Source organism: Leisingera sp. JC11 (assembly GCF_040704725.1).
Taxonomy (GTDB): Bacteria; Pseudomonadota; Alphaproteobacteria; order Rhodobacterales; family Rhodobacteraceae; genus Leisingera.
Window position 1 is genome coordinate 15,602 of record NZ_JBFCVS010000015.1, and the last position, 26,514, is coordinate 42,115.

The window sequence follows — 26,514 nt, forward strand, 5'->3', positions numbered from 1 at the left end:
TGTAACGGTGTGTAACTTATCTGGAGGCTTTGTCACTGGCAAACGATCCTGAAAAATCGTTTTAAAACAGTGAGTTATGGTAGCGGAGGAGGGACTTGAACCCCCGACACGCGGATTATGATTCCGCTGCTCTAACCAACTGAGCTACTCCGCCGCTCTGTGTGGAGGCGATTTACGGAATGCCGCCAGCCGGGTCAAGCAGAAAAGCGGAAGAATCGCGGATTCTTCGGACATTTTTCGAACCTGCTGGAAAAGTATTGAAGTTACAGTTGGTTGCGCATTCTTTAGCCCAAGCGGAGCCCGGCGCGGCTGCTGTTGCGGCAGCGGGAGGCTGATGGCGCCGCCGGTTATTCGGACAGGCCGTCCAGGGCAGCGAGATCCGGGCGCGGCAGCTTGTCCAGCAGGGCGAAGACCAGGGCGCGGCAGGACTCGCCGGTCCAGCCGGCGGGGTGGAAACCGGACGGCAGGTCCGGGTGGCGCAAGACCACGCGGCGCCAGCGGTGCACAATCAGGGTCCGCAGCGTGCCGGTCTGCGCAGGGGTCAGGCCCGCAGGCGGCGCGGAGATTTGCTGCAAGTCCCGCTGCAGGGCGGCGCAGGCGTCGCACAGGTGATCCGGGAACAGGCGTGTCTTGAGCCAGTCCGGCACCGCGATGGAGCTGACGCCGGCCGCCAGCAGGTCATCCAGGCTTTGCGGCATCGGGCCGCGGCCCAGGGCGGTTGTGCGGTTCACGGCCACATAGCTGGGCAGCAGCAGCACCTCATCCAAGGTGGCCTGGCCGGCACCGTCCTCGGCGATCAGCAGGTGCCATTCACCCGGGGCTGCGGCGTTGCGTTCATAGATCCTCGGGGTGACGGCTGCGGATTGGTTGCGGCCGTATTCCGTCAGGTAATGCACCGAGGCGCGGCCTGCGCGCTCGCTTTCGATCCAGCCGTCCTTGCGCAGCCGGTGCAAGGCTACCCGGATCGCCTCGGGCTTGATCCCCATCGGGGTGATGATGCGGGTGAGCGCACCGCCGCTGATCTGGGCGCCCTTGTCCTGGGCCAGATCGCCGAACAGCGACACGATCACCGACCAAACCCGCTGGTTCTGCGGGTCGTTCAGCTGCTGGACGGTGGCGTCAAACCAGGGGTTATGCTGTTCGTTCATAGGGATAAACATAGTTCGCCCGGACTGGTTAGACCAGTCCGGGCGTGCGGCAGCGTTACCGCTGCCTACCACTTTTGCACAAGCTCAGAAGGCGTTCATGGTCAGCAGTTCATACTCTGCCGCGATCTCGCCGTCCTGGTTGGTGAGGGTGACGTGCCAGCGCACCTCGCCGTATTCCTCGTTACGGGGGGTCTTCTTCTTGACCGTGAGGCGGACCTTGATGCTTTCGCCTGCTAAAATCGGATTCATGAAGCGCAGGTTGTCGAGGCCGGTGTTGGCCAGAACCGGGCCCTCGTCCGGCTGCACGAACATGCCCGCGGCAAAGGACAGGAGCAGGTAGCCATGGGCGACACGGCCCGGGAAGAACGGGTTCCGTTTGGCGGCTTCGTCGTCCATGTGGGCATAGAAGGTGTCGCCGGTGAAGTGGGCGAAGGTCTCGATATCCTCCAGCGTGACGGTGCGCGGGGCGGTGTGCAGGGTCTCGCCGATGGACAGCTCGCCGAACTTGCGGGTGAAGGGGTGTGCCGGGCCTTCGATCTCGGTGCCGCCGGGGACCCATTTCTCGCCAATCGCGGACAGGATGTCGGGCGAGCCCTGGATGGCGGTGCGCTGCATGTAGTGTTTGACACCGCGCACGCCGCCCATCTCCTCGCCGCCGCCGGCGCGGCCCGGGCCGCCATGCACCATGTGGGGCAAGGGGGAGCCGTGGCCGGTCGATTCCTTCATCGAGTCGCGGTTGTTGAAGTAGAGGCGGCCGTGATAGGCGCCGGCGCCAATGGCGACCTCGCGGGCAACAGCCGGATCGTGGGTGATGACAGAGGCCACCAGCGAGCCCTGGCCGCGGTTGGCCAGATCAATGGCGTGGCCCAGGTCGCGGTAGCCCATGATGGTGGAGACGGGGCCGAAGGCCTCGGTGTCGTGCACGCGGCTGGCGTTGTCCGGATCGGCGCAATGGAACAGCATCGGCGGCACAAAGGCGCCTTTTTCGGCGTCGGCGCCATCAACGGAGAAGTTTTCCGGGTCGCCAAAGATGCGTTCTGCTTCTTGGCCGATGATCGCTGCCTTCTCCAGCACGTCGCGTTTCTGGCTGCCCGAGACCAGCGCGCCCATGCGGGTGGTTTCCAGGCGCGGGTCGCCGATCTGGGTTTTCGCCAGGCGGGTAGAGAGTGCCTCGATCACTGCGTCCACCTGTGCCTGCGGTGCGATGATGCGGCGGATGGCGGTGCATTTCTGGCCCGCCTTGGTGGTCATCTCGCGGCTGACTTCCTTGATGAAGAGGTCAAACTCCGGCGTGCCGGGCTGCGCGTCGGGACCGAGGATCGAGGCGTTGAGGCTGTCCTGTTCGGCAACGAAACGGACCGAGTTTTCCAGGATCACCGGGTTGGCGCGCAGCTTGAGCGCGGTTTTGGCGGAGCCGGTGAAGCTGACCACGTCCTGCATGGTCAGATGGTCCAGCATGTCGCCGAGGCCGCCGGAGACCAGCTGCAGCGCGCCCTCGGGCAGGATGCCGCTGTCGAGCATCAGTTTCACTGCCAGTTCGGTCACATAGCAGCTGTTGGTGGCCGGTTTCACGATGGCCGGGACGCCGGCCAGCAGGGTGGGGGCGAGTTTTTCCAGCATGCCCCAGACCGGGAAGTTGAAGGCGTTGATATGCACCGCGACGCCGCGCAGCGGAGTGCAGATGTGCTGGCCCAGGAAGGTGCCGTTGCGGCTGAGCTGCTCTACATCGCCGTCGAGGTAGACATGGGCATCCGGCATCTCGCGGCGGCCTTTGGAGGCGAAGACGAACATGGTGCCGATGCCGCCGTCGATGTCGATCATGTGGTCGGACTGGGTGGCGCCGGTGTTGAACGACAGATCATAGAGCGCCTGCTTGTGCTGGTTCAGGTGGCCTGCCAGCGCCTTGAGCATCCGGGCGCGGTCGTGGAATGTCAGCTTGCGCAGGTTGGCGCCGCCCACCGTGCGGGCGTAGCCGAGCATCGCCTGCACGTCGAGCGCGTCGTTGCCGGCGCTGGCGATCACCTCGCCGGTGATGGCGCTGGCGATGTTGCGGGCGCCTGCGCCCGGTGCGACCCATTGACCCGCTGCGAAGCTGGAAATCTCTAGAAGGCTCATCATGTCGTCCTTTTCATCAGGCCGGCGCGGGGCCGGCTGGCTGGAATCCGATGCTGAGATATATTGACCGTCCGGTCGGTTTATGCAAGAAGTTTGTCAAATGCGCCGCTGACAGGGTGAGGGAGCGATGAGCGATACGATTCTGGTTGAGGACCACGGGACCTGGGTGGAGATCACCCTGAACCGCCCGGACCGGCTGAACAGTTTCAACGAGGAGATGCACCACGCCCTGCGGGCTGCGCTGGAGGCCGCGCGCGACGGCGGCGTCCGCGCGGTGCTGCTGACCGGCGCCGGGCGCGGCTTCTGCGCCGGCCAGGATCTGGGCGACCGCGACCCGCGCAAGATGGATGGTCCGCCGGACCTGAGCCAGACCGTGCGCACCTTCTATGCGCCGCTGGTGCGGCTGATCCGCGAGCTGAACTTCCCGGTGATCTGCGCGGTGAACGGCGTCGCCGCGGGGGCAGGCGCCAACCTGGCGCTGGCCTGCGACATGGTGCTGGCGGCGGAAAGCGCCAAGTTCATCCAGTCGTTCTCCAAGGTTGGCCTGATCCCGGATACCGGCGGCAGCTGGCATTTGCCGCGGCTGCTGGGCGAGGCACGGGCCAAGGGGCTGGCGCTGACTGCCGAGCCGCTGCCTGCGAAGAAGGCCGAGGACTGGGGCCTGATCTGGAAGGCGCTGCCGGATGACGAATTGATGGCCGAAGCGCGCGCCGTGGCAGAGAAATTTGCTAGCGGCCCGACGCTGGGCCTGGGGCTGACCAAACAGTGCATCCAGGCTGCGGCGGTCAACACGCTGTCCGACCAGCTGGAGATTGAGGCGGACGCGATGAAGACCTGCGGCGAGAGCGCGGACTATGCCGAAGGCGTTGCCAGCTTCCTGGAAAAGCGCGCCCCTGAATTCAAAGGCAAATGACCATGACCCCGAAAGAACGCGCTGAGAAATCCGCGGCCGCCATGTGGGCGGACGACCACGCGTCCAAATGGGCGGGGATGGAGATCACCCATGTGGATGAGGGCGAGGCCACGCTGGAGCTGACCATCGCCAAGCATCATTGCAACGGCCACGGCATCTGCCACGGCGGCGTGACCTTCATGCTGGCCGACAGCGCCTTTGCCTTTGCCTGCAACAGCCGCAACCAGTCGACCGTGGCGCAGCACAACGTGATCAGCTTCACCGCGCCGGGACGGCTGGGCGACAAGCTGATTGCCACGGCCCGCGAGATTTCCCTGACCGGGCGCAGCGGCATTTACGACGTGAAAGTGACCAACCAGGACGGCCAGCAGATCGCCGAGTTCCGGGGCTTCTCCCGGGCGGTCAAAGGCCAGTTGTTTGACGAATAAGGTGTGGAGGACGCCATGGAAGACCTGAGCCCGAAGAAGGGTGAACTGGACCCGATCGAGATCGCCTCGATCGACGAAATCCGCGCGCTGCAGCTGGGGCGGCTGAAGTGGTCGGTACGCCATGCCTATGACAACGTGCCGATGTACAAGCAGCGTTTTGACGAGGCGGGCGTGCATCCGGACGACCTGCAGGAGCTGAAGGACCTGGCCAAGTTCCCCTTCACCTACAAGAACGACTTGCGGGACAATTATCCGTTCGGCCTGTTTGCAGTGCCGCGCAGTGAAATCATCCGCCTGCATGCGTCCTCCGGCACAACCGGCAAGCCTACGGTTGTGGGCTATACCGCCAATGACATTTCGAACTGGGCGGATCTGGTGGCGCGCAGCTTGCGTGCCTCGGGCCTGCGCAAGGGCGATATGGTGCATAACGCCTACGGCTACGGCCTGTTCACCGGCGGCTTGGGTGCGCACTACGGAATCGAACGGCTGGGCGCCACTGTCGTGCCGATGTCGGGCGGCCAGACTGAAAAGCAGGTCGGCCTGATCACCGATTTCAAACCTGACGGCATCATGGTGACGCCCTCCTACATGCTCAACATCCTGGAGCAGTATCACAAGGTCGGCATGGACCCGCGCGAGTGCTCGCTGAAGGTTGGCGTCTTTGGCGCCGAACCCTGGACCGATGCAATGCGCAAGGAGGTCGAGGAGGCCTTTGACATGCATGCGGTCGATATCTACGGCCTCAGCGAGATCATGGGGCCAGGTGTTGCCAATGAATGCGTCGAGACCAAGGACGGCCCGGTGATCTGGGAGGACCACTTCCTGCCGGAGATCATTGATCCGCAGACCGGCGAGGTGCTGCCGGACGGGGAGCTGGGCGAGCTGGTGTTCACCACGCTGACCAAGGAAGGCCTGCCGATGGTCCGCTACCGCACCCGCGACCTGACCCGCCTGCTGCCGGGCACCGCGCGGTCGATGCGGCGGATGGAGAAAATCACCGGGCGCAGCGACGACATGATCATCCTGCGCGGCGTCAACGTGTTCCCCAGCCAGGTGGAGGAGCAGCTGCTGGCCACCGGCGGCCTCGCGCCCTACTACCAGATCGAGCTCTACAAATCCGGCCGCATGGACGCGATGCGGGTGTTTGTGGAGGCCAATCCGGATGCCACTGACGAGCTCAGCAAGACCGCGGCGGCGCGGATGCTGACCAAGCGGATCAAGGATATGGTTGGCGTTTCGACCGAGATCATTGTAGGCGACCCGGGGTCCGTCGAACGCAGCCAGGGCAAGGCCAAGCGCGTCGTCGACAACCGCAGCAAGTCCTGACCCGGGGGAGTGAGCCTTGGCCCGCACGATCGCAAAAGACCACGATGAGAAACGCGCGCAGATCCTGAAGTCGGCGGCCAAGGTGTTTGCCGAGTCCGGTTACGACCGCGCGTCGATGACCCAGCTGGCGCGCGAGTGCGGGATCTCCAAGGCAAATATCTACCACTATTACAACAGCAAGGATGCCGTGCTCTACGGCCTCCTTGATACTTACCTTTGCGAGCTGCGCGACCGGGTCTGCGGGGTGGACCTGGCGGGGCTTGGCGCCGAGGACCGGCTGCGCCGCATCGTGTCAGAGATCATGCTGGCCTACCAGGGCGCCGACCATGAGCATCAGGTGCAGCTGGGCGCGATGGGGGCGCTGCCCGAGGAGCAGCAGAAGCATCTGCGCGGCTACCAGCGCGAAATGGTGCAGTTCATGAGCGATGCGCTGAAGGACGTGGCGCCGGAGATTTTCAATGGCGACGCGGCCAAGCTGCGCGGCGCCACGATGTCCGTCTTTGGCATGCTGAACTGGTATTACATGTGGAATTCCGGTGCCGGGTCAAAGGCGCGCGAGGATTACGCCGGGCTGGTGGCGGACCTGACTCTGAGCGGGGTCAAGGGGCTCTGACAGCGGCGCGGTTTTGCGTATCCGCGTTTCCGGGCTACCCTGTTCCGGTATCGGAGGGTGCCATGCAGAAACCTAAGAATTTCGAAAACTTCTATTACAAGAAGGTTGGCCTGGGCGAGGCCTGCGGCTGCGCCGAACGGGCCATCGACATGTATGAGTTCGACCGTACGGCGGGGAAGCCGAAGGCGGCCAGCGGCAGGATGCGGTTTTCCTGGAAGCGGTTTGCGCTGAAATACGGGCTGCTTGCGCGGAAGAAGACACCGGCAGAGTAACAGTGAAACACCCGGCGGGACGTGCCCGCCGGGTGCCGTATCGTTTCAGGCCAATCAGCCCGGATTGCCCAGCAGCTGGGTGATGCGGCGCACCGCGACGCGGCGGTTGGCGCGCTCGGCGTCCAGGGTGCTGATTGCCAGATCGCTTTCGCCATAGCCCTGCACCACCATGTTTTCCGGTGCCACGCCGAAGTACTCCGTCAGCGCCAGGGCCACGGTTTCGGCGCGCCGGTCCGACAGGGCCAGGTTGTAGGTCGCGGCACCCACGGCGTCGGTGTGGCCCTCGATCAGGAATACTTCGCCCGGGTTGCGGTCAATCAGCTCGCGCAGCGCGTTGCCCAGGGTTGCCAGCTCCTCCGCCTCCTGCGGGCGGATCACCGAGGAGCCGGTGTCGAAATTCACCGTATCCACGTTGATCACCGGCGTCAGGCGGCGCACCGCGTCGATGTTGCGGATCTGCGCCAGCGAGAAGCGGCGGTCCACGGCCTTGGCTTCCTGGGCGGCCAGCGCTGCGGCCAGGTCCTCAGCCGAGACGGCACTGGTGCTGGAGAAGGCGCGGCGGTTGTCCTGCACCTGCGGCAGCTCATTGACCACCACGCGCTCGGCCTTCTGGGTATCATCGAACAGCACCACGCTGCGGCCGTCCGGCAGCAGTTTGGTGCGGCGCAGCACCCGGCCCTCCGCAGAACGGATGGTTTCCACCTCGACGCCGTTCTCGCGCGCCACCACGGTGCGGGTGGAGCCGTCCTGGAACCGGTAGGTGGTCACGTTGGAGCCGGGCTGGCGCAGCAGCGCGTCGTCGTCCTTCAGGACGCGGTACTGGCCGTCCTGCTCGACGATGGCGCGGTCGCCGGAGTTGGAGACCACCTTGCCGCCGTTGTTGAGAAGGGTGCCGATCGCCAGGGCGCCAAGGCCAAGCAGGGCGTTGCGCTCGCGAGTCGACAGGCCGCTGTCCTCCTCAGTGGCGGCATTGGCCTGCGGAGCGGCGGCCTGGGCCTCTGCCTGGGCGTTTTCATTGACTTCGGTTGCGAATTCCTCGTCGGAACTGCGCGCGGTTTCGTCGGTGACCACTTCCTCGGTCACTTGGGCCTCGCCCTCGGCAACTGCGCCGTCCGCGGCTGCTGCGGCGGCGGCTGCAGCGGGCTCGCTGCTTTCCTCGGCGAGGGCATCAGCCTGGGCCTGGCTGTCCTGTTCAACCAGTTCGGGATTGTCGGTTTCTCCGCCGGTACCGCCTTGTGACTGGCCAAGGTCCGCAGCGATCTCCTCGGCGCTGGCGCCGGCGGATGCATCGCCGCTGCCGTCAGCCTGGGGATCGGTTTGAACCTCAGCCTCTGCCTGAGCTTCGGCCTGTACCTCTGCCTGGGCCTGTTCCTCGGCTGCAGCCTGCGAGGCTACTTCCGCCTGAGCTTGTTCAGCTGCGGCTGGTTCTTCGGCTGCAGCTTGTGCTTCAGCCTCGGCTTGCGCTTGCTGGTCCGCTGCAGCCTGAGCTTCCGCTTGCTCTTGTGCCAACGCCTCTGCCAGTGCTCGCGCTTCGGCTTCAGCCTGAGCTTCGGCCTCTACTTGCGCTTCGGCCACTGCAGGCTGTTCCTGCGCGTCCTGCTGCCCGGTGGTTTCCGCTGCAGCTTCGGCCTGGGGCTGCTCTTCGCTGCTGGTCTCGGGCTGGGTCTCTGCTACAATTTCCGTCTGCGCCCCGGCTGCCTGATCAGCGGCTGCCGTAACCTCTGCTTCCGCAGCACCGACGCCTGCCAGCACTGTGGCAGACTGCAGGTCTGCGGGCAGGGCGGAGTCAAAGGCGCCTTCGCCATAGGCCTGGCAGAATTTGGCGACCTTGCCGGTCTTCTCCTCGACCTCCTGGCCTGCCTCCAGCTTTTTCTGCCGCCGTTCGGCACGCTTGCGGCAGCGGTCCACCAGATCGCCGATTTCGGCGGCGGACATCTGGCTCGGGTCGATCCGCTGGCCGCCCTGGTTCTGCGACAGGGCGGGCATCGGGGCCGCCAGCGAGATCATCACTGCCAGCGCCGTGGATGATTTGAAAATTCCCGGTTTCATTACGGTTCCTTTCTTGTTCCGGCACGCGGCCGCACAAGGATAACTGATGAACAGCGGGAAAGTTGCGCATTGCGCGGGGAAAAGAAAAGCCGCCCCGGGCGGGGGCGGCTTGGGTCAGGCTGATATCCGCTGGCGGCTGAGCGTCAGACCGCCGGCGGCGGCACCATGCCGATGATGTCATAGGTCTGGCGCAGGATCGGCGCGGTGATCGCGCGGGCGCGCTCGGCGCCGCGGGCCAGGATCTTGTCGATCTCGTCCTGCTGCTGCATCAGACGCGCCATCTCGGTGGAGATCGGCGCCAGCTTGGAAACCGCCAGGTCCGCCAGCACCGGCTTGAACTCCGAGAACTGGCGGCCGCCGACGTCGGCCAGCACCTGTTCCACGGTCTGCTCGTTCAGGGCGGCGTAGATGTTCACGAGGTTGCGGGCCTCGGGGCGGTCTTCCAGGCCTTCCACCTCGGACGGCAACGCCTCCGGGTCGGTCTTGGCCTTGCGGATCTTCTTGGCGATGGCGTCAGCGTCATCGGTCAGGTTGATGCGGCTGGCGTCCGAGGGGTCGGACTTCGACATCTTCTTGGAGCCGTCGCGCAGGGACATCACGCGGGTGGCGGCGCCTTCGATCACCGGCTCGGTTTCCGGGAAGAAGTTGACGCCATAGTCGTGGTTGAACTTGATCGCGATGTCGCGGGTCAGCTCCAGATGCTGCTTCTGGTCCTCGCCCACCGGCACATGGGTGGCGTGGTAGACCAGGATGTCCGCCGCCATCAGCGCGGGGTAGGCAAACAGGCCCAGGGAAGCGTTCTGCTGGTTCTTGCCGGCCTTGTCCTTCCACTGGGTCATCCGCTGCATCCAGCCCATGCGGGCAACGCAGTTGAAGACCCAGGCCAGCTGCGCGTGCTCGGGCACCTGGGACTGGTTGATCAGGATCGATTCTTCCGGGTCGATGCCGGCGGCAATGAAGCCGGCGCAAAGCTCGCGGGTGGACTTCTTCAGATCCGCGGGATCCTGCCAGACGGTGATCGCATGCAGGTCGACCATGCAGTAGATGGTCTCGATATCCTTGGCCTGCCAGTCGACGAAGCGCTTCAGCGCACCGAGGTAATTCCCCAAGTGCAGGTTGCCCGAAGGCTGGATCCCCGAAAACACGCGCGGGGTGAAGCTGGTTTCGCTCATCGCGGAAACTCCCGTCTGGAATTATGCACCATCGTCGCTTACCCATGGGGCCAGGATAGGTCAACAGGCGCGGGGGATTCCGTGCCGCAAGGAGCCAGGATGAGCAGCCAGCCCCACAACGCCCCCGTCAACCCGCTGCCCGCCGCCGTGGTGGCGCTGGTGCTGATCATCATGGGCATAGAGGCGGTGTTTTCGCTGGGCGCCCGCGGCATCATCGGCGGGCCGGAAGCGATCGGCTGGCGGCTGGAGGCGGTGCAGTCCTATGCGTTTTCCAGCGACATCTTCTGGTGGATGCAGGAAAGCGGCCGCTGGGGGCCGGAGCATCTGAAGCGGTTTCTTTCCTATATCTTCGTGCATGGCGCCTTTACCCACGCGCTTTTCGTCTGCGTCTTTGTGCTGGCGATGGGCAAGATGGTGGGCGAGGTGATGGGTGATCTGGCGATGGTCATCATCTTCCTGCTGTCCGGCGCGGGCGGTGCCTTGGGCTATGCGCTGCTGGTCAACTCGCCGGTGCCGCTGGTGGGCGGTTTCCCCGCGGTTTACGGGCTGATCGGCGCATTCACCTTCCTGTTGTGGCGCTCGCTGGCCTCTGTCGGGGCGCAGCAGAGCCGCGCCTTCACGCTGATTGCCTTCCTGATGGGGGCGCAGCTGCTGTTCGGGCTGCTGTTTGGCGGCCAGAAGGACTGGGTGGCGGACCTGAGCGGCTTTGCCACCGGCTTTGGTCTGTCGTTCTTCCTGGCACCGGGCGGCTGGGCACGGATCAGGAACCGCATCCGCCACGATTGATCCCGCAAACGCTCCCGCCCGCCGGAGAAGCCCCATGCGGGGCATCGCCAGCCGTTGGGCCGGGCCGCGCTGACGCGCGGCGGGGAGAGCTGCTGAGAAGCGCTGCAGGGGCAGGCCTGCCCTGAAGGCGCCGTCGCCATTGTGCCGTTGGCAAATCCCGCCTCAAGGGTGAACCGCGCGTGCCGCGCGGCGGCTATGCCGCCCTTGACCCGGAATTTGCCGGTAGGGTCAGCCCTGCTTCTTCAGCGGGCAGGTGCTGAGGCCGATAAGCTGATAGAGCGGGCAGTAGCCCACCAGTCCGGTGGCCAGCGGCACCAGGCCGATCAGACCCCACAGGGTTTGCGGGCCAATGAAAACCAGCGACAGCAGGATCAGGCCAAGAAGGATGCGCAGGGCGCGGTCGAGGGTGCCTTCGTTACGGGGCATTGCGTGGTCCTTTCGAACTCGGATTGGAAATCGTGAGTCTGTTCTAGGCCAGGCCTTGCCCGCCTGTCGGTGACAGTGTCACTAAAGCTCAGGTTTCATCCTGAGCGGTCCGCTCCAGCCCGGCGCGGTCCAGGATGCGCAGCCGGCCGCGCTGTGTTTCCACTAGGCCGAGGCGGGCGAATTCGCGCAAGCGCCGGGTCACGAAGGCGCGGCCAGAAGCGGTTTCGGCGGCCAGCGCGTCGTGGGTGATGCGGATCTCGCCGCTGGTCTGTGCCAGCCGCAGCAGCACCCGGGCGAGGCGGGCATCAAAGCCGGTCAGGGCGACATCCTCGACCAGCTGCTCGTAGTCGGCAAAGCGGCGGGCAACGGCGGTCAGGACTTCGCTGCGGAATGCCCCGTCCTCGGACATCGCTTGGCGGAAGGCGGCATGGGGGATGATTTCGCCATCCAGCGCGGTTTCTGCCACGCCTTCCGCTGCATAGGCGCGCCCGTCGGTGAGGCAGGCAAAGGTCTGCAGGCAGACATCGCCCGGGCCGACGCGGTAGAGCACGACTTCGCGGCCGTTGGCGGCCGTCAGGGTGACCTTGATGCGGCCGGAGGTGAGGCGGACAAAGCCGGGGCACTCCTGCCCCGGGCGGAACAGCACGGTGTCGGCGGCGCAGGAGAGGCGGCTCATGCCTGTTTCCGGCGGCTGAGGGCGCTGCGGAACTCCGACAGGCGGAAGGCGCCGATGGCCTGACCCGTGGCGAAGTAGACCGCGCCGCCCAGGACAACCAGCCCCAGCAGCGACAGGTAGCGCCAGTAGTCCAGGGTGAACAGCCAGCCCGCGGATGCGGCGACTGCGTAGAGCACGGCGCCCATGACGGCGGCGGCGGCCAGGATGCGCCAGGCGCGGTGGCGGAAGCGGGCGTCGAAACGGGCTTCCTCCCCCATGCCGCGGGCGCCGAGAGCCAGCAAGGCGACCATGGCCCAGCCGGCAGCGGAGGCGGCGATGGCGGGGGCAATCCAGCCCAGAACCGGTTTCAGGCCGAAGGCAAGCGCTGCGTTCACTGCCATCGCGACCAGCGCATAACGGAACGGGGCCTTGGTGTTTTCGCGCGCGAAGTAAAGCGGCTGCAGCACCTTTTGCAGCATGAAGGCCGGCAGGCCGGCGCCGTAGATGGCGACGGCAATGGCGATGGCGGCCACATCCTCAGGGCCGGTGGCGCCGCGCTCGTAAAGAACGGAGACCAGCGGAACCGGCACGGTGATGAAGGCCACGGCGGAAGGGACTGCCAGCAGCAGCGAAAATTCACCGGCGCGCGACAGGGCGTCCTGTGAGCCCGCGCTGTCGCCGGCGCGCAGGCGGCGCGACAGCGCGGGCAGCAGAACGATGCCCACGGCAATGCCCACTACGCCCAGCGGCAGCTGATACAGGCGGTCGGCAATGAACAGCCAGCTGGCGGCTTTTTCAATGTCGGAGGCCACGTATTGCCCCACCACCAGGTTGATCTGGGTAACACCCATGGCCAGGGCGGCAGGCACGGCGACCCGGACCAGGTCGCGCATCTCGCTGTTCCAGCGCGGCAGGCCAGGCCGCAGGGAAACGCCGGCCTTTTCTGCCGCTGCCCAGACCAGCGCCAGCTGGGCCACACCGGCAACCGGGATCGTCCAGGTGAGCCAGATCACGACCTCGCCACCCAGGAGCGCCCCGGCTGTCATCGCCGTGCAGGCAAAGATGTTGAGCAGCACCGGGGCGGCCGCGGCAGCGGCAAAGCGCCCGGTGGCGTTCAGCACGCCGGAAAACAGCGCTGCCAGCGACATGAACAGGATGTAGGGAAAGACGATGTAGCCGTACCCGACCGCCAGATCAAACCGCGCATCGCCGACAAAGCCGCCCGCCGTCAGCCACACCAGCCCCGGCATGAACACCATGGCCAGCCCGACCAGCGCCAGCACCGCTGCGGCCAGCAGGTTGAAGGCCTGCTGAGCGTAGGTTTGGGCGTCCTCGCCGGCCTCGTAGCGTTTCGCAAAAGCCGGAACAAAAGCGGCGTTGAAAGCGCCCTCGGCAAAGAAGCGGCGGAACATATTGGGCAGGCGGAAAGCGACGATAAAGGCGTCCAGCACCGGTCCCGGGCCGATGAAAGCGGCAATCAGGATCTCGCGGGCGAACCCCAGCAGGCGGCTTGCCAGCGTCCAGAACCCAACGGTCAGGAAGCCCGACAGCAATTTGATCGGTTTCATATATCCGCCCGTTTTGCGCCTTCGGCGATGGCCTCGCGCAGTTTCTTCTCCAGCGTCCGCTGCTTGGATTCCGAGTAGTATTTCAAGCCGAACATGTCCTTGACATAGAAGGCATCCACCACCTGCTCGCCATAGGTCGCAATCACCGCATTGGCAATATAGACGTTGGCGGAGGCCAGGGTCCGGGCCAGGTCATAGAGCAGGCCGGGGCGGTCGCGGGTGTCGACCTCGATAATGGTGTAGATTTCCGACCCCTCGTTGTCGAAGGTGATATGGGTCGGCACCTTGAAGGCTTTTTCGCGCTTCTTGATCTTGTCGCGGGATTTCAGCGCGTCGCGGGTGATCACCTCGCCCTTCAGGGTTTTTTCAATCATCTGCTTGAGCCGGTGCAGCCGGATCGGGTCGAAGGGATGGCCTTCGCTGTCCTGGATCCAGAAGGCATCGGTCACATAGCCGTCCTTGGTGGTGTAGGAACGCGCGTCCACCACATTGGCCCCGACCAGCGCCAGGGCGCCGACGATGCGGGCGAAGATCCCCGGATGGTCCTCCATCACGAAACAGGCGCGGGTGGCGTCGCGGTCCACATCAGGATAGAGCCGGATCATCACCTCGCCCGGGTCGCCTGTGGCGGTGTAGTCCCGCAGCATTTCCGCAAAATCCACATGCGCAGTCACATGCAGCCCGTGCCAGTAGGGCGGATAGTGGCGGGCGGTCTCGGTCTTGAGGTCGGCCTTGGACCAATCGGGCAGCGCCTCGCGCAGCGCCTTCTTGGCCGACGCGCCGCGGTGTTCGCGGTTCAGCGCCTCCATGCCGCCCTCCAGCGCCGCGCGGGTCTGGCCGTAAAGCGCGCGCAGCAGCGCCGCCTTCCAGTTGTTCCAGGTGTCCGGGCCGACACCGCGGATATCGCAGACGGTCAGCAGAAGCAGCAGGTCCAGCCGTTTAACCGTCTGCACCGCTTTGGCGAAATCGCGCACCGTGCGCGGGTCGGCGATGTCGCGCTTCTGCGCCATGTCGGACATCAGAAGGTGATAGCGCACCAGCCATTCCACGGTTTCGCATTCCGAGGGCTTCAGCCCCAGCCGCGGCGCCACCTTGCGGGCGATCTGCGCGCCCAGGATCGAATGGTCCTGCTCGCGGCCCTTGCCGATGTCATGCAGCAGCATCGCCACCATCAGCACCTTGCGGTTCAGCCCCTTGCGCAGGATTTCGGAGGACAGCGGCAGCTCATCCTCCAGCTCGCCGCGCTCAATCGCGGCGAAATTGGCGATCACCTGGATCGTGTGCTCGTCCACCGTGTAGGAATGATACATGTTGAACTGCATCATCGCCACGATCGGTTCGAACTCCGGCAGGAAGGCCGACAGCACTCCCAACTCGTTCATCCGGCGCAGGGCGCGCTCGGAGTTGCCGTGCTTCAGCAGCAGGTCCAGAAAGAGCTTCCGCGCCTCCTTGTCGTTGCGCATGTCATCGTCGATCAGGTGCAGGTTGGCTGTCACCAGCCGCATTGCATCCGGGTGGATCAGCATACCGGTGCGCAGCGCTTCCTCGAACAGCCGCAGCAGATTGACCCGGTCTTCCAGAAAGGCCTTGGGGTCGATGACGTCCAGCCGGTTGTTCACCACCTTGTAGCCGGGCTTTATCCGGGGGCGGCGGCGGAAGATCCGTTCCAGGAGAGGCGCGGTCTTCTGCTGGCTGGCCTCCAGCTTGGTCAGGAAGATGCGGGTCAGGTCGCCGACCCTCGTGGCATGGCGGAAATACTCCTGCATGAAGACTTCCACACCGCGGCGGCCGGCCTTGTCCTCGTATCCCATGCGGCTGGCGACCTCGACCTGAAGGTCAAAGGTCAGCTGTTCGGTGGCGCGCCCCGTCGCCAGATGCAGATGCGAGCGCACCGCCCACAGAAAGGTTGCAGCCTTGGAAAACAGTTCCATTTCCTCAGGGCGGAACAGGCCCAGCGGCACCAGGTCTTCGGCGTCTTTCACCTGATAGAGGTACTTGGCAATCCAGAACAGCGACTGCAGGTCGCGCAGGCCGCCCTTGCCCTCTTTCACGTTGGGCTCCACCATATAACGCTGGCCCTGCTTCAGGTGGCGGGCGTCGCGCTCGGCCAGCTTGGCCTCGACAAATTCCTGCGCGTCCTGGGAAAACAGCTCCTTCTTCAGGCGCTTGTCCAACTCCTTCGCCAGAGGGGCGTGGCCCGCCAGGAAACGGTGCTCCAGCATCGCGGTTCGGATGGTGTAATCCTCGCCGCCCAGCCGGATGCAGTCCTTGATGGTGCGGCTTGCGTGGCCCACCTTCAGCCGCAGGTCCCACAGGATGTAGAGCATGGATTCGATCACGCTCTCGGCCCAGGCGGTGATCTTGTAGGGAGTGAGAAACAGCAGGTCGACGTCCGAAGCCGGCGCCATTTCCCCCCGTCCGTAGCCGCCAACGGCCATCACTGCGATCCGCTCACCCTGGGTGGGGGTGGCCAGCGGGTGCAGCAGTTCGCTGGCGACGTAAAGCGCGGTGGTTACCAGCCCGTCGGTCAGGAAGGTGTAGGAGCGGGTCAGCTCCCGCGCGGCAAAGGGTTTCTCCGCAAAAGCTTCGGCAATTGCGGCGCGCCCGGCCTTATTGGCCGCCTTCAGGATTTTCACGGTTTCCGCGCGCAGGGCTGCCGGTGCGGTGTCCTCAGCCAGCGCCGTGATCTGCGCCTGGATGCCGGCGGCGTCGAAAATGTCCGCCGGGCCGCAGATCAGCGGGCCCAGCGGTTCAGGGTGGCCGCTGGCTGAGGGCTGCGCCGGGGCGGCGGGCTCAGAAGCCTGCGCCGGCGAAGCTGCTTGGGGCTGGGTCAATGATCACGACCTTCTGTTCCTGGATTGTGGCGACTGCCAGCCCGCGCTCGTTGGTGCCGTCGGGCCGCAGACGGAAGATGCCGCCCGCGCCCTGAAAACCGGCGCCCTGGGTCAGGGCGCTGGCGGTCAGCGCGTCGGACTTGCCGGCCGCAACCAGGGCGCCGATGGCGGCAATGCCGTCATAGGCCAGGCTGCCGATGGAATGCGGCGCCGCGCCATAGCTGGCCTGGTAGCGGGCGCTGAACTGCTGGACCTTGCTTTGGTCCGGCAGGGCGAACCAGCCGCCCTGAACGCCGGGCAGCGCCAGGGTCTGGGGCGGGATGTCCCAGCGGGTCAGGCCGATGTACTGTTTTTCAGCCGGATCGACACCGGCTTCGGGCAGCAGCTGCGCCAGAAGCGGCAGTGCGCCTGCGGTGGTCGAGGTCAGGAAAACCGCATCTGCGGCAGCGGCCTGGGTACGGATGTTGGGAATGGCATTGATCACACCCTGCTGCGACAGCTCATAGCCGACGCTGCCCGCGACATTGACGCCGCTCTGGCTGGCGGCGCGCTGGATTGCGCTGCGCCCTGCGCTGCCCGCAGCATCATTGCCGCCGACAACCAGGATGTTCCGCTTGCCGTTGCGGGCGGCAAAGCCGGTCAGCCGCTGGGCAGTGTTGTCGAAAGTCGGCCCCAGGATGAAGACGTTGCCGCCGGCAATCGCCGTGTTGTTGGAGAAGGCCAGCACGTTCACGCCGCGCTGGCGCGCCGCGATGCCTGCGGCATTGGCGGCTTCGGCATAGACCGGGCCAAGAATGATGCGGGCGCCGTCATCGAGCGCCTGCTGCGCCGCGCCTGAGGCGACTTCGGGGTTGCCCGCGGTATCATAGACGCGCAGGTCGATCTGCACGCCGTCCAGGTCTGCGATGGCCATGCGGGCGGCGTTTTCCAGGCTTTTCGCCAGCACGCCGTCGCCCTGCTGGGCGGACCCGCGCGGCACCAGCAGCGCCACCGGAACGGGTTTGGAAGTATTGATCGTGGGGCCTGTGCCTAGGGCAATCGGGTCACAGGCGGTAAGGGCAATGGCGGAAACGGCTGCAGCGGCAGTCAGTGCCGCCTTGCGGGCGCGTTTGAAAACAGCAAACATAATGGCTTGAAACTCCGTTCTCCCGGCGCTGCAGCGCCGTGTGGGTTTAAGGGCGGATCATAAACGACCAAAAAGGCGGGTCCAGCGTTGAATCACCAGAATGTCATATTGTCCCCCGGGCTGTACTTTGTTGCCACGCCAATCGGCACCGCCCGCGACATTACCTTGCGGGCGCTGGATATTTTGGCTTCGGCCGATGTGCTTGCGGCTGAGGATACACGCTCGCTGCGCAAGCTGATGGAGATTCACGGCGTGCCGCTGGGCGGGCGGCGGATCATCGCCTACCACGACCACAGCGGCACCGGGGCGCGGGCCAAACTGCTGGAGGCGATTGGCGAGGGGAAATCGGTTGCCTATGCGTCCGAGGCCGGGATGCCGCTGATTGCAGATCCGGGCTTTGATCTCAGCCGGGCCGCGGCGGAGGCGGGCCATACGGTAACTTGCGCCCCCGGTGCCTCGGCAGCCGCCACGGCGCTGACGCTGGCCGGGCTGCCGACAGATGCGTTCTTCTTTGCAGGCTTCCTTCCCAATGCCTCCGGCGCCCGGCGCAAGCGGCTTGAGGAACTGCGGGAAATCCCCGGCACGCTGATTTTCTATGAATCGCCCAAGCGGGTTGCCGCCTCGGTTGCCGACATGGCCGCAGTGCTGGGTGACCGTCCTGCCGCGCTGTGCCGCGAGCTGACCAAGAAATTCGAGGAGGTGCGCCGGGCTTCGCTGACGGAACTGGCTGCCGGGCTGGAGGAGAACCCGGTCAAGGGCGAGATCGTGCTGCTGGTCGACCGCGCCCAGGAGGCGGAGGTCAGCGAGGGCGATCTGGAAAGCGACCTGCAGGCCGCCTTGCAGGGCAACTCGGTCAAAGACGCCGCCGGGATCGTCGCGGAGATGCACGGGCTGCCCCGGCGCAAGGTCTACCAGCTGGCTTTGCAGCTGGCGAAGGGCAGCTGAACCGTGACCCGCGCCCGCCAGCACCGCGGCACCCGCGCCCATCTGGCCGGCGAGGCGGCGGAGGAGATCGTTGCGCGGCACTATGAAAGCCGCGGTTACACCGTGGCCGAGCGCCGCTGGCGCGGGGCGGGCGGCGAGATCGACCTGATCCTGCGCAGCCCGGACGGGCTGGTGTTTGTGGAGGTGAAGCACAGCACCACCAGCGCCGCTGCGGCCCTGCGCATCACACCGCGGCAGGCGGAACGGATCTATGCCAGTGCCGGGCAGTATCTGGAGAGCGAACCGCAGGGCCAGCTGACGCCGGTCAGGTTTGACGCGGCGCTGGTCGACGGAACCGGCGCCGTGGAAATCATCGAAAACGCTTTCGGAATGGACTGAACCGCGCCTGACCCATTGAACCCCGGGGCAGGGTGGGCCATGTATTTGGCCAGTTTACAAGGGATACTGCCATGAAAATCGCCTTTCAGATGGACCCTGTCATGGGCGTGGACATCAATGCGGACAGCAGCTTCCGCCTAGCCGAAGAGGCGCAGGCGCGCGGCCATGAGCTGTTCTTCTACACGCCGGACCACCTGGCCTATCAGGAGGGCCATGTCACCGCCCGCGGCCATGACATGATCGTGCAGCGGGTCGAGGGCGTTCCGGCGGTGCTGGGTCCGGAGCGGGAGGTAGACCTCGGTGCTTTCGATGTGGTCTGGCTGCGCCAGGATCCGCCCTTTGATATGCATTACATCACTTCGACGCACCTCCTGGACCGGCTCAAGGGGCAGACGCTGGTGGTGAATGATCCCTTCTGGGTGCGCAACTACCCGGAAAAGCTGCTGGTGCTGGATTTCCCGGACCTGACCCCGCCGACGGCGATTGCGCGCGACCTGGCAACCATCAAGGCGTTCAAGGAAAAGCATGGCGACATCATCCTGAAGCCGCTTTACGGAAATGGCGGGGCAGGGGTGTTCCGGCTCGACCACGGCGACCGCAACCTGACCGCATTGCACGAGTTGTTCACTGGCTTCAGCCGCGAGCCGCTGATCGTGCAGAAGTTCCTGCCGGATGTCAGCAACGGTGACAAGCGCATTATCCTGGTCGATGGCGAAGCCGTTGGCGCCATCAACCGGGTGCCTGCCGCGGGCGAGACCCGCTCGAACATGCATGCGGGAGGGCGGCCTGAGAAAGTTGGCCTGACCGAGCGCGATCTGGAAATCTGCGCTGCCATCGGCCCGCTGCTGCGGGAAAAGGGCCAGGTCTTCGTCGGCATCGATGTGATTGGCGACTACCTGACCGAGATCAACGTGACTTCGCCCACCGGCATTCAGGAACTGGAGCGCTTCGACGGGGTGAATATCGCCGAAAAGATCTGGCAGGCGATCGAAGCCAAGCTCTGAGGTTGATGGCTAAGCCCGGTTCAGCCGGGCAGCCGGAAGCTCAGCGCTTCGGCGAAATGCGGGCGCTGAACCTCTTCTTGGCAGGCCAGATCCGCGATGGTGCGCGCGACCCGCAGCACCCGGTGGTAACCGCGTGCGCTGAGGCCGAAGCGTTCGGCAGCGCGGATCAGCAGGTCGCGGCTTTCGGCGTCCGGGGCGGCGATCTCCTCCAGCAGCGCGCCTTCGGCATCGGCGTTCTGGCGCAGCCCGGGGTGATCCCGGAACCGGGCGGTCTGCATTTCCCGCGCGATCGCCACCCGCTGGGCAGCTTCGGCGGAACCTTCGGCGCTGGGCGGCAGCTCAAGGTCGGCCACATCCACCGGCGGCACGTCCAGATGCAGATCGAAGCGGTCCAGCAGCGGGCCGGAGATCCGGCCCAGATAGTCCGCGCCGCAGATCGGCGCCCGCGAACAGGCCCGGTTGGCATCAGCCAGATAACCGCATTTACAGGGGTTGGCGGCGGCCACCAGCATGAAACGGCTGGGGTATTTCACGTGGGCATTGGCACGCGCCACCATCACCTCGCCGGTTTCCAGCGGCTGGCGCAGGGTTTCCAGCACCGGGCGGCCGAATTCCGGCAGCTCGTCCAGAAACAGCACGCCGTTGTGGGCCAGGCTGATTTCGCCCGGCTGGGCCCGCCGTCCGCCGCCCGCAATGGCCGCCATGGATGCAGTGTGGTGCGGCTCGCGGAAGGGGCGGGCGCGGCTGATGCCGCCCTCGTCGATCAACCCGCACAGGGAATGGATCATCGAGGTCTCCAGAGCTTCCGCGGGTGACAGCGGCGGCAGGATCGAGGGCAGCCGAGCTGCCAGCATCGACTTACCGGAACCCGGCGGTCCGACCATCAGCATGTGGTGGCGGCCGGCGGCGGCGATCTCCAGCGCCCGCTTGGCGGATTCCTGTCCTTTCACATCACGCAGGTCCTTGCCGCCCAACCCGCTGACGGCCTCGCCCGGCGCGGCGGGTTCGATACGCCGCTGGCCGGTGAAGTGCTGCACCACCTCGGTCAGGGTGGCGGCACCGATCACCTGCGCGGCATCGACCCAGGCGGCCTCCGGCCCTGAGGGTTTCGGGCAGAGCAGCATCCGGCCTTCCTCCGCCGCTGTGACCGCTGCGGGCAGGGCACCGGCCACGGGCATCAGCTGCCCGTCCAGAGAGAGTTCTCCCAGGGCGATGGTTTCCTCTGCCTTTTCCGCCGGGACGATGCCGATGGCGGCCAGCAAGGCGAGCGCAATCGGCAGGTCGAAATGGCTGCCCTCCTTGGGCAGGTCCGCGGGCGACAGGTTAATGGTGATCCGGCGCGAGGGCAGGGCGATGGACATGGCAGCAAAAGCTGCCCTTACCCGCTCGCGCGCTTCCTGAACCGCCTTGTCCGGCAGGCCGACCACCGAGAAGGCAGGCAGTCCGGGCGCGACGGCGCATTGCACCTCGACCTGGCGGGCTTCGACGCCTTGAAAGGCAACCGTGTAGGACCGTGCTGTCATCTCTCCCCGCTTCCTGAAAGGTCAGGGAGAAATGCTTGGCAATCGTGGTTGCTGATTGGTTAACATGCGGACGGCCAGCAGCGAATTAACGCAGAATTCGCGCTGGCGTCCGGTTCAGCGCAGCGACCAGGGCCGCTTCGGCAGGTCCGTCGCATAGGGCTCCGGGTCGTAGCTGACCTCATGCGCCAGTGCTTGCCACTTGAGAACTGCCGGGTCGGACAGCAGCAGCTTGCAATAGGTGCGGGTGTCCTCAGAGACCGGCAGGCCGTATCCCATGATCCGGGCCGCAACCGGGGTATAGAACACATCTGCGAGAGAATAGTCCCCGAACAGGTAACCGCTGCTGCGGCCGGAAACTTTGCGGGCATGGGCAAACAGCGCCTCGATCCGCTCCAGGTCGGCCTTAACACCGCGCGACACCTCGAAGCCTTCATAGATATGGCCCAGCTGCATCGGGCATTCGCCGCGCAAGCTCGAGAAGCCAGCCACCATTTCTGCCGCCAGCCAGCGCGCCGCGGCACGCTGCGCCGGGTCGGAAGGCCACAGCTTCGCTTCCGGGTGGCGTTCAGCCAGGGTTTCGGCAATGGCTAGGCTTTCGCCGACCACCATGCCTTCCGGTGTGCGCAGCGCCGGCACCAGCCGCGCCGGGGCCAGATGCGCCATTTCCTGTGCCATGGTTCCGGAATAAAGCCCCACCATATGCACGCTATGGGGCAGGGAGAATTTTTCGAGCATGAGCCAGCCGCGCAATGACCAGCTGGAATACATGCGGTCGCCAATATAGATTTCATAAGCCATGGCAGGAGGCTAGCGCGGGGCGCCCTATTTCAAAATGGAATGTTTGTGATGGCACCCGTCACGGTAGGTGATTGATCACCCCGGCTTGCCAGCCATTCGGCCCATAGGAGACTTCGCTGACCGAAAGGTTGTCGATGCGGTGGGCAAAGGCTTCTTCCGCGGTCAGCATTTCCGCTCTCTGGATCTGGGTCAGGATCTGGCCGAAATGGCCGACCACAATCAGGTCGCAGCCCCGGTGGGTTGCGATCAGCCGGTCAATGGCTGCGTTCACCCGCGCGCAAACCTGATGCCAGCTTTCTCCGCCCGGGGGAGTCACGTCCCCCGGCGTTTCCCAATAGGCGCGGATGCGCTCCGGGTCTTCGGCGTCGACCTCGGCCCAGGTCCGCAGCTCCCAGGCGCCGAAGTGGATCTCGCGCAGGGCCTCGTCATGCGGCAGCCGGTCCCGGTGGCCCTGGATGGCGCTGGCGGTTTCTGCTGCGCGGGACAGGTCGGAGGACACTACCAGCGCTCCGGCTGGCAGGTATTCCGAGAGGCGATTCAAGGCCGCCGTGTCGGACAGGTCCGCAGGCAGGTCGGACCAGCCGACCATGCATTTCGCGTGGGTCGGCCCGTGCCGCACCAGAAACAGCCGGGTCGTCACAGTGCCCCCTTCAGGACCAGGGGCAGCCCGGCCGTCACCTGAACCACGGTATCCGCCTGCGCGGCCAAGGCAATATTGAGCCGCCCCTGCGCCTCGCGGAAGCGGCGGGCCAGCTTGTTTTCCGGCACAATGCCAAGCCCGGTTTCATTGGAGACAATCACCAGATCCGCCTGACAGCGGCCGATGGCTGACATCAGCTCGTCCTGTGCCGTTTCCAGATCATGTTCGGCCAGCAGGTGGTTGGTCAGCCACATCGTGGCACAGTCCATCAGGCAAATCTGGGCGGAGGTGAGCGGATCCAGCACTTGCGCAGCTGTTTCCGGTTCTTCAAAAGTCGCCCAGCCAGTGCCCCTTTGTTCGAGATGTCGGGACACTTTATCGCGCATTTCAGCGTCAAAAATTTGTGCGGTTGCCCAGTAAACCTTATCTTTTCCAGTGTTTAAGCACAGCTGCTCGGCAAATGCCGACTTCCCTGAGGCGGCGCCCCCCAGAATAAAAGTTACATTTGACGGCATTTTTTGCTAACCTATGAGTCCGAAGCCGTTCCTGTGGGTAACTGCAGGGCCCGGTGAAGACAAGAGACCGCAGCGTTCCGGGGTTCCACTTATTAAGGCCGGAATTGACTGCGCAGGGGCCAAGATACAATTTAACTTTTCCGTTTTGGCCTTTGGATGAGCCGAAAGTCGCATCCTGTGCGCTGTTGCTGCGGCCTATGAAAACCGGGCCCCCGATTGTTCCAAGCACGCCCCCAGGCGGCAGTTTGTTAATTAGTTTCCGGGGGGAAAACACATGGCACTTGATCAAACAGTTGAAAACCCATTGCCAAGACAGGCAATGAAGGCGGAACTGCTGGATGCAGAGACCGAGCGGCGCCTGGCCTATGCCTGGCGGGATGACCGCGACGTGCAGTCGCTGCACCGGCTCATTAACGCCTATATGCGCCTGGCTATTTCCATGGCCGCCAAGTTCAAGCGGTACGGGGCGCCGATGAACGACCTGATCCAGGAAGCAGGCCTGGGTCTGATGAAGGCAGCGGATAAGTTTGACCCGGACCGCGGGGTGCGCTTCTCGACCTATGCGGTCTGGTGGATCAAGGCATCGATTCAGGATTACGTGATGCGCAACTGGTCGATGGTCCGCACCGGTTCCACCTCGTCGCAGAAATCGCTGTTCTTCAACATGCGCCGGGTGCAGGCGCAGTTCGAGCGCGAGGCCCGCGCGTCGGGTGTGCGGCTGGACCGGCATCAGCTGCACCAGAAAATCGCCACCGAAATCGGAGTGCCGCTGCGGGACGTCGAGATGATGGAGGGGCGCCTGTCCGGTGCCGACTTCTCGCTCAATGCGATCCAGTCCGCGGATGAAGAGGGGCGCGAATGGATTGACGCGCTGGAGGATGAAACCTCGCAGGCCGAAGAGCTGGTGCAGGAGCGGCACGACCGCCGCCAGCTGCGCAAGTGGCTGGTCTCGGCGCTGCAGGCTCTGAATGAGCGCGAGCGGTTCATCATCACCGAGCGCAAGCTGCGCGAACGGCCCCGCACACTGGAAAGCCTGGGCACGGAACTCGGCCTGTCCAAGGAGCGGGTGCGGCAGCTGGAGGCCGGAGCGTTCCAGAAAATGCGCAAGTGCCTTGAAGGCCAATCGCGCGAGGTGCACAAACTGCTTTCATGAGAAAGCGGATCAGCCTCCTGAAGATCATGGCAAGCGCCGCCGCACTGGCGGCGCTTGGCCTGTCTAGCGCCCGTGCGGATGCGGTGTCTGCAGCAGCGGACGCGCTGCGCGGTGCCGATGTGGTGATCCTTGGCGAAGTGCATGACAATGCCGACCACCACTTGCGGCAGGCTGCGCTGCTGGCTGCGCTTGAGCCCAAGGCCGTGGTCTGGGAAATGATCACGGCAGAGCGGGCCGCTATGCTGGATCCGGATGCGCTTGCCGACGCAGAGCAGACGGCAAGCCAGCTGGACTGGGCCGCGAGCGGCTGGCCGGAGTTTGCCTTTTATGCACCGGTCTTTGCGGCGGCCAAGGGCGCGCGACAGTACGGCGCGCTGGTCCCGCGGAACAAGGCGGCCAAAGCCTTGGAACAGGGTGCGGCTGCCTATTTCGGGGCGGAGCCCTCTGCCCGCTTTGGACTGGATCAGCCGCTGCCGGAGAAAGAACAGGCGGCGCGGGAGGCGGATCAGCAGGCCAATCACTGCAATGCGATGCCTGAGGACATGCTGCCGGTGCTGGTGGATTTTCAGCGCTTGCGGGATGCAACACTTGCAGCTGCCGCAGACAGGGCGCTTGCTGACACGGGCGGGCCGGTAGCGGTGATCACCGGCAACGGCCACGCCCGCATGGACCGGGGGCTGGCCGTCTACCTGGCAAAAGCCCGTCCCGATGCGGTGATCCGCAGTCTGGGCCAGTCCGAAATGGGGCAGATCAGCGGGCAGTTTGATCTGGTGCTCGATGCCCCGGCGGCCGAACGGCCTGATCCCTGCCTTGCCTTCCGCACGGACGGGTGACTGCTTCACTCTTGTGCCGCGCCGCAGTAAGGTCGCGGGAAACCGGGCGAGGATGCGCAAATGCTGGCTGGCAAACATATTCTATTGATAATCGGCGGCGGCATTGCGGCCTATAAGTCGTTGGAGCTGATCCGCCGTCTGCAGGATCAAGGCGCACGGGTTACGCCGGTCCTGACCAGGGCCGGCGCGGAGTTCGTGACGCCCCTGTCGGTTTCGGCCCTGGCCGGGACAGCGGTGCATCAGGAGCTGTTCGACCTGACGGCCGAGGCGGAGATGGGCCACATCCAGCTGTCGCGCAGCGCTGATTTGCTGGTGGTGGCGCCGGCCACTGCCGATCTGATGGCGAAAATGGCGCAAGGCTTTGCAAATGACCTCGCCTCGACGCTGTTGCTGGCGACCGACACTCCGGTGCTGCTGGCGCCTGCGATGAACGTCCGCATGTGGGAGCATCCGGCGACGCGGCGCAATCTTGAAACCCTGAAAGCGGACGGTGTGTCCTTTGTGGGCCCCAACGAGGGCAGCATGGCCTGCGGTGAATTCGGACCCGGCCGGATGGCGGAACCGGACGAGATCCTCGCGGCGATTGCAGCCAAGCTCGCGGACGGCCCGCTGAAGGGCAAACGTATTCTGGTGACCTCCGGACCGACGCATGAACCGATCGACCCGGTGCGCTACATCGCCAACCGCTCCTCCGGGGCGCAGGGAGCAGCGGTGGCCCGTGCTTTGCGCGATCAGGGAGCGGACGTTGTATTCATCACGGGACCGGCAGAAGTCCGCCCCCCCGAGGGGGTGCAGGTGGTGCCGGTGGAAAGCGCCCGCGAGATGGAGGCCGCGGTGCAGGCAGCTTTGCCGGCCGATGCGGGGGTTTTTGCCGCCGCGGTGGCGGACTGGCGGGTGGCCAGCGCCTCTGACCGGAAACTGAAAAAATCCAAGGACGGGCTGCCGGTGCTGGAATTTGCCGAGAACCCGGACATTCTGAAGACCGTCTCGCAGATGAAGAACGGCCGCCCCGGATTGGTGGTAGGTTTTGCAGCCGAGACCAACGATGTGGTGGAAAACGCCACCGCCAAGCGCAAGCGCAAGGGCTGCGACTGGATCGTGGCCAATGACGTCTCCCCCGCGACCGGCATCATGGGCGGCAGCGAAAACGCGGTGATCCTGATCTCTGACGATGGCGCCGAGGAATGGCCGCGCATGGACAAGGATGAGGTCGCCCGCAAACTGGCAGACCGGATCGCGGCAGCGCTGGCCGGGTGAAATTGAGTATTTGAACAAAGAAGAAGCAGGGGCGCTG

General features: G+C 65.1%; 25 protein-coding genes and 1 tRNA gene. 12 read left to right on the plus strand and 14 right to left on the minus strand.

Going from position 1 to position 26,514, the window contains the following annotated elements; genetic code table 11:
• Nucleotides 1–77: 77 nt before the first annotated feature.
• The 3 genes from AB1A62_RS16025 to paaZ all read right to left on the minus strand — a co-directional run bounded on the left by AB1A62_RS16025 (nt 78) and on the right by paaZ (nt 3,263).
• Nucleotides 78–154: transfer RNA gene (locus AB1A62_RS16025), tRNA-Met, on the minus strand.
• A 193-nt stretch (nt 155–347) separates the two neighbouring features.
• A complete protein-coding gene (locus AB1A62_RS16030; RefSeq protein ID WP_366662466.1) occupies nt 348–1,148 on the minus strand; it encodes a PaaX family transcriptional regulator C-terminal domain-containing protein in 801 nt (266 codons plus the stop codon).
• Between the two features lie 84 nt (nt 1,149–1,232).
• Nucleotides 1,233–3,263, minus strand: coding sequence for a phenylacetic acid degradation bifunctional protein PaaZ (gene paaZ, locus AB1A62_RS16035; protein WP_366662567.1), 2,031 nt, complete (start codon nt 3,261–3,263; stop codon nt 1,233–1,235).
• A 127-nt stretch (nt 3,264–3,390) separates the two neighbouring features.
• Between paaZ and paaG the strand changes: the two genes are divergently transcribed.
• The 5 genes from paaG to AB1A62_RS16060 all read left to right on the plus strand — a co-directional run bounded on the left by paaG (nt 3,391) and on the right by AB1A62_RS16060 (nt 6,815).
• On the plus strand, nt 3,391–4,176 hold the full coding sequence (gene paaG, locus AB1A62_RS16040) for a 2-(1,2-epoxy-1,2-dihydrophenyl)acetyl-CoA isomerase PaaG (protein WP_366662467.1): 786 nt from the start codon (nt 3,391–3,393) through the stop codon (nt 4,174–4,176).
• 2 nt (nt 4,177–4,178) lie between these two features.
• Nucleotides 4,179–4,604: a hydroxyphenylacetyl-CoA thioesterase PaaI gene (gene paaI / locus AB1A62_RS16045; RefSeq protein WP_366662568.1), complete on the plus strand. Its 426-nt coding sequence runs from the start codon at nt 4,179–4,181 to the stop codon at nt 4,602–4,604.
• 15 nt (nt 4,605–4,619) lie between these two features.
• Nucleotides 4,620–5,930 (plus strand): phenylacetate--CoA ligase PaaK, encoded by a 1,311-nt coding sequence (gene paaK / locus AB1A62_RS16050; protein WP_366662468.1) that lies wholly within the window; start codon nt 4,620–4,622, stop codon nt 5,928–5,930.
• 16 nt (nt 5,931–5,946) lie between these two features.
• Nucleotides 5,947–6,543, plus strand: coding sequence for a TetR/AcrR family transcriptional regulator (locus AB1A62_RS16055; protein WP_366662469.1), 597 nt, complete (start codon nt 5,947–5,949; stop codon nt 6,541–6,543).
• Nucleotides 6,544–6,605: 62 nt separating this feature from the next.
• A complete protein-coding gene (locus tag AB1A62_RS16060) occupies nt 6,606–6,815 on the plus strand; it encodes a hypothetical protein (protein ID WP_366662470.1) in 210 nt (69 codons plus the stop codon).
• Nucleotides 6,816–6,869: 54 nt separating this feature from the next.
• On the opposite strand, the gene AB1A62_RS16065 is transcribed toward AB1A62_RS16060, so the two are convergent.
• Together AB1A62_RS16065 and trpS are read right to left on the minus strand one after the other, a co-directional pair.
• On the minus strand, nt 6,870–8,864 hold the full coding sequence (locus AB1A62_RS16065; RefSeq protein ID WP_366662471.1) for an OmpA family protein: 1,995 nt from the start codon (nt 8,862–8,864) through the stop codon (nt 6,870–6,872).
• 143 nt (nt 8,865–9,007) lie between these two features.
• Complete coding sequence (trpS, locus tag AB1A62_RS16070) at nt 9,008–10,036, minus strand: tryptophan--tRNA ligase (protein ID WP_366662472.1); 1,029 nt, start codon at nt 10,034–10,036, stop codon at nt 9,008–9,010.
• A 99-nt stretch (nt 10,037–10,135) separates the two neighbouring features.
• Between trpS and AB1A62_RS16075 the strand changes: the two genes are divergently transcribed.
• The gene (locus AB1A62_RS16075) at nt 10,136–10,822 is read left to right on the plus strand and encodes a rhomboid family intramembrane serine protease (RefSeq protein ID WP_366662473.1); all 687 of its coding nucleotides are present in this window, start codon (nt 10,136–10,138) and stop codon (nt 10,820–10,822) included.
• Nucleotides 10,823–11,050: 228 nt separating this feature from the next.
• Here the strand turns inward: AB1A62_RS16075 and AB1A62_RS16080 are convergent, their stop codons facing one another.
• From AB1A62_RS16080 to AB1A62_RS16100, 5 genes are all read right to left on the minus strand, one after another.
• Entirely contained in the window at nt 11,051–11,248 is a 198-nt protein-coding gene (locus AB1A62_RS16080; protein ID WP_366662474.1) for a DUF2892 domain-containing protein, read from the minus strand.
• 88 nt (nt 11,249–11,336) lie between these two features.
• A complete protein-coding gene (locus AB1A62_RS16085) occupies nt 11,337–11,924 on the minus strand; it encodes a Crp/Fnr family transcriptional regulator (RefSeq protein WP_366662475.1) in 588 nt (195 codons plus the stop codon).
• Nucleotides 11,921–13,471 (minus strand): murein biosynthesis integral membrane protein MurJ, encoded by a 1,551-nt coding sequence (gene murJ / locus AB1A62_RS16090; RefSeq protein ID WP_366662476.1) that lies wholly within the window; start codon nt 13,469–13,471, stop codon nt 11,921–11,923. The genes AB1A62_RS16085 and murJ overlap by 4 nt, the downstream gene beginning before the upstream one ends.
• Complete coding sequence (locus AB1A62_RS16095) at nt 13,468–16,305, minus strand: [protein-PII] uridylyltransferase (protein ID WP_366662477.1); 2,838 nt, start codon at nt 16,303–16,305, stop codon at nt 13,468–13,470. Before AB1A62_RS16095 ends, murJ begins: the two co-directional genes overlap by 4 nt.
• Complete coding sequence (locus tag AB1A62_RS16100; RefSeq protein ID WP_366662478.1) at nt 16,265–17,431, minus strand: penicillin-binding protein activator; 1,167 nt, start codon at nt 17,429–17,431, stop codon at nt 16,265–16,267. Before AB1A62_RS16100 ends, AB1A62_RS16095 begins: the two co-directional genes overlap by 41 nt.
• 87 nt (nt 17,432–17,518) lie before the next feature.
• On the opposite strand from AB1A62_RS16100, the gene rsmI reads away from it, so the two are divergent.
• The 3 genes from rsmI (at nt 17,519) to gshB (ending at nt 19,758) form a co-directional block, all read left to right on the plus strand.
• On the plus strand, nt 17,519–18,376 hold the full coding sequence (rsmI, locus tag AB1A62_RS16105; RefSeq protein ID WP_366662480.1) for a 16S rRNA (cytidine(1402)-2'-O)-methyltransferase: 858 nt from the start codon (nt 17,519–17,521) through the stop codon (nt 18,374–18,376).
• Nucleotides 18,377–18,379: 3 nt separating this feature from the next.
• Entirely contained in the window at nt 18,380–18,754 is a 375-nt protein-coding gene (locus tag AB1A62_RS16110) for a YraN family protein (protein ID WP_366662481.1), read from the plus strand.
• Nucleotides 18,755–18,825: 71 nt separating this feature from the next.
• Nucleotides 18,826–19,758 carry a glutathione synthase gene (gene gshB, locus AB1A62_RS16115; protein WP_366662482.1) on the plus strand — a complete coding sequence of 311 codons (933 nt, stop codon included), beginning with the start codon at nt 18,826–18,828 and terminating at the stop codon, nt 19,756–19,758.
• A 20-nt stretch (nt 19,759–19,778) separates the two neighbouring features.
• Here gshB and AB1A62_RS16120 read toward each other — a convergent pair whose 3' ends face one another.
• The 4 genes from AB1A62_RS16120 to cobU all read right to left on the minus strand — a co-directional run bounded on the left by AB1A62_RS16120 (nt 19,779) and on the right by cobU (nt 23,234).
• Nucleotides 19,779–21,281 (minus strand): YifB family Mg chelatase-like AAA ATPase, encoded by a 1,503-nt coding sequence (locus AB1A62_RS16120; protein ID WP_366662483.1) that lies wholly within the window; start codon nt 21,279–21,281, stop codon nt 19,779–19,781.
• Nucleotides 21,282–21,395: 114 nt separating this feature from the next.
• On the minus strand, nt 21,396–22,079 hold the full coding sequence (locus tag AB1A62_RS16125; protein WP_366662484.1) for a glutathione S-transferase: 684 nt from the start codon (nt 22,077–22,079) through the stop codon (nt 21,396–21,398).
• 58 nt (nt 22,080–22,137) lie between these two features.
• Nucleotides 22,138–22,719: a histidine phosphatase family protein gene (locus AB1A62_RS16130; protein WP_366662485.1), complete on the minus strand. Its 582-nt coding sequence runs from the start codon at nt 22,717–22,719 to the stop codon at nt 22,138–22,140.
• Complete coding sequence (gene cobU, locus AB1A62_RS16135) at nt 22,716–23,234, minus strand: bifunctional adenosylcobinamide kinase/adenosylcobinamide-phosphate guanylyltransferase (RefSeq protein WP_366662486.1); 519 nt, start codon at nt 23,232–23,234, stop codon at nt 22,716–22,718. Before cobU ends, AB1A62_RS16130 begins: the two co-directional genes overlap by 4 nt.
• 274 nt (nt 23,235–23,508) lie before the next feature.
• On the opposite strand from cobU, the gene AB1A62_RS16140 reads away from it, so the two are divergent.
• Genes AB1A62_RS16140 through coaBC form a run of 3 tightly spaced genes read left to right on the plus strand, consistent with a single transcriptional unit; the run spans nt 23,509 to nt 26,477 of the window.
• Nucleotides 23,509–24,387 carry an RNA polymerase factor sigma-32 gene (locus AB1A62_RS16140; protein ID WP_366662487.1) on the plus strand — a complete coding sequence of 293 codons (879 nt, stop codon included), beginning with the start codon at nt 23,509–23,511 and terminating at the stop codon, nt 24,385–24,387.
• The gene (locus AB1A62_RS16145; protein ID WP_366662488.1) at nt 24,384–25,220 is read left to right on the plus strand and encodes a ChaN family lipoprotein; all 837 of its coding nucleotides are present in this window, start codon (nt 24,384–24,386) and stop codon (nt 25,218–25,220) included. Before AB1A62_RS16140 ends, AB1A62_RS16145 begins: the two co-directional genes overlap by 4 nt.
• Before the next feature lie 60 nt (nt 25,221–25,280).
• Nucleotides 25,281–26,477 (plus strand): bifunctional phosphopantothenoylcysteine decarboxylase/phosphopantothenate--cysteine ligase CoaBC, encoded by a 1,197-nt coding sequence (coaBC, locus tag AB1A62_RS16150; protein WP_366662489.1) that lies wholly within the window; start codon nt 25,281–25,283, stop codon nt 26,475–26,477.
• Nucleotides 26,478–26,514 lie beyond the last annotated feature (37 nt).